The 1,840-nt window shown below is 40.8% G+C and carries 3 protein-coding genes; 1 reads left to right on the top strand and 2 read right to left on the bottom strand.

The features are described from left to right. Window positions 1-55: 55 nt before the first annotated feature. Entirely contained in the window at window positions 56-955 is a 900-nt protein-coding gene (locus tag G5B00_RS17810; protein WP_163878819.1) for a pirin family protein, read from the bottom strand. Further along, window positions 955-1,335: a DoxX family protein gene (locus G5B00_RS17815; protein WP_013663614.1), complete on the bottom strand. Its 381-nt coding sequence runs from the start codon at window positions 1,333-1,335 to the stop codon at window positions 955-957. The genes G5B00_RS17810 and G5B00_RS17815 overlap by 1 nt, the downstream gene beginning before the upstream one ends. A 99-nt stretch (window positions 1,336-1,434) precedes the next feature. Between G5B00_RS17815 and G5B00_RS17820 the strand changes: the two genes are divergently transcribed. After that, a complete protein-coding gene (locus tag G5B00_RS17820; protein WP_013663615.1) occupies window positions 1,435-1,782 on the top strand; it encodes a winged helix-turn-helix transcriptional regulator in 348 nt (115 codons plus the stop codon). The last annotated feature ends 58 nt before the right edge of the window (window positions 1,783-1,840 follow it).

Raw genomic sequence — 1,840 nt, forward strand, 5'->3', positions numbered from 1 at the left:
AATACCTTGTTATGTGCAGTGCTTTTGGATATTTAATTTATTCCTTGCGATCCTCTTACAAACTTATTTCCGAAGAATAAATAATTTTTTGTTTGCTTGGCAAATCGTTCAAATGTGGGAATTTTCCTTGACGAAAATCTTTGTACATCTGTGCGATGTCTTCCATTGTGTCTGCTACAAAAGGTCCGTGATGCACCACAGGAATATTATGCGGTTGTCCTGCATACAGCACAAAATGCGTATCGTTTTCCAGTGCTTCAAATTGTATTTCGGTGTTGCCGTTGTTCAATCTTGAGCTTGTCGAAACGTCGGCTGTCTTGTCAAGCCAACCTGCTTGTTCTGCTTTGATGATTTTGTCGCCTGCTTTCACGCTACCTTTCAGCACATACACCAAACCATTGTAGTGCGATGGAGTTTCTTGTCTTGCCACAGCACCGCTCATTAACCTAAAGTCCACCAAAGTAAATGGCGTATGGTTTTTTAATGGCGAAATCAATCCGTTACTGCTTCCACTATATACACGAATTTCGTGTTCATCGGTCTTGATTTTGGGTACGTCTTCCAATAGTATTTTTTGTAAGAAAGGCTGTGCATATCGCTTTTCGGGCGGTAGTACCAACCACACTTGCAGCATACGAAGTTTTTGTTCGGAAGTGATTTCTTCAGTGTGGATAATGCCTTTTCCTGCGGTCATCAGTTCAAAACTTCCCGTTTTCCAATCTTTTTCATTGCCTTCCAAAACCAAGCTCAAGGTTTCAAACCCTGCGTGTGGGTGTGCACCGCCTACGGGTTCTCCGCCCGGAAGATTCAGGCTGTCGTCCATAAACAAAATAAAAGGGTCACTGTCTTTGTAAGGTACACCCTCCAATACTGCCATTGCACGATGTCCTGTTCCCAAAAAACCATTATGCCAATGGTTTTGGGTTATTTTTGAAATGTCTCTTCGTATCATCATTATCGTGCTCTTTTAGTTGAAAAAATTCTTTGTTTCAGTTCAGGGAAACGGATAAATGCCGTAACCCAAAGCAGGATTTGAAAAATAACCGCCATTGCTATCGGTTGTTGATGTTGCAAATGTGTGACGATAGCTCCACCCAAATAGGCTACTAACAGCATTGTACCCAAAATTCCTGTTCTCGGAACAATGAAGAGTATCAGAGAGATTATTTCGATAATCCCGATGAACTGATACGTGGTGGCATCAATTCCGAACGAAGAAGCCTGCGCCAAAGCCGTTTCGTTTTGCGTGAGCTTCAGAAATGCACTCATTGTAAACACAAGTGCTAAAACGATGGTCATAGTCCATCCTGTAATTTTGATTGCTTTTTGTGACATGATTTTTAATATTTTATGATTCTTCTGCAAAGTTCAAAATAAATACTATACCTTTGTTATCTGTTACAAAAAGGATAGTACTTACAAAAAGAATAGTGCATGAAAAAACATACGGTTGAAAGCTGTGCAAAAGCTAAAATGGCGATACGCGATACACTTGATATCGTAGGCGGTAAATGGAAGTTGGTTTTGATTTCGGTTTTGCGAAGCGGAAAAAAGGGTTTTAATGAGTTGTCAAGGGAAGCGGGGATTTCTCCACGCATTTTGTCCAAAGAATTGCAGGAATTGGAAATGAACGGATTGGTCAGCCGAAAAGTCTGCGATACCAAACCTGTTACGGTACAATATGAACTGACACCTTATAGTGGAACGTTAAGCGAAGTCCTGTCCGCTATGGAAAAATGGGGTTATCTGCACAGGAACAAAATTGTTCAAGGGATTGAGTAATTGTCAAATGTTTTGTGGATTGTCTTTCTGCGGTGGTTTGGTAGCATTGCACATAACG

The sequence above is a fragment of the Parapedobacter sp. SGR-10 genome, assembly GCF_011030405.1.
GTDB lineage: Bacteria > Bacteroidota > Bacteroidia > Sphingobacteriales > Sphingobacteriaceae > Sphingobacterium.

What these genes read in the sequence shown, in the direction of transcription:
- G5B00_RS17810 (WP_163878819.1), bottom strand. Translation starts at nt 955, where the DNA reads ATGATGATACGAAGAGACATTTCAAAAATAACCCAAAACCATTGGCAT.
- G5B00_RS17815 (WP_013663614.1), bottom strand. Translation starts at nt 1,335, where the DNA reads ATGTCACAAAAAGCAATCAAAATTACAGGATGGACTATGACCATCGTT.
- G5B00_RS17820 (WP_013663615.1), top strand. Translation starts at nt 1,435, where the DNA reads ATGAAAAAACATACGGTTGAAAGCTGTGCAAAAGCTAAAATGGCGATA.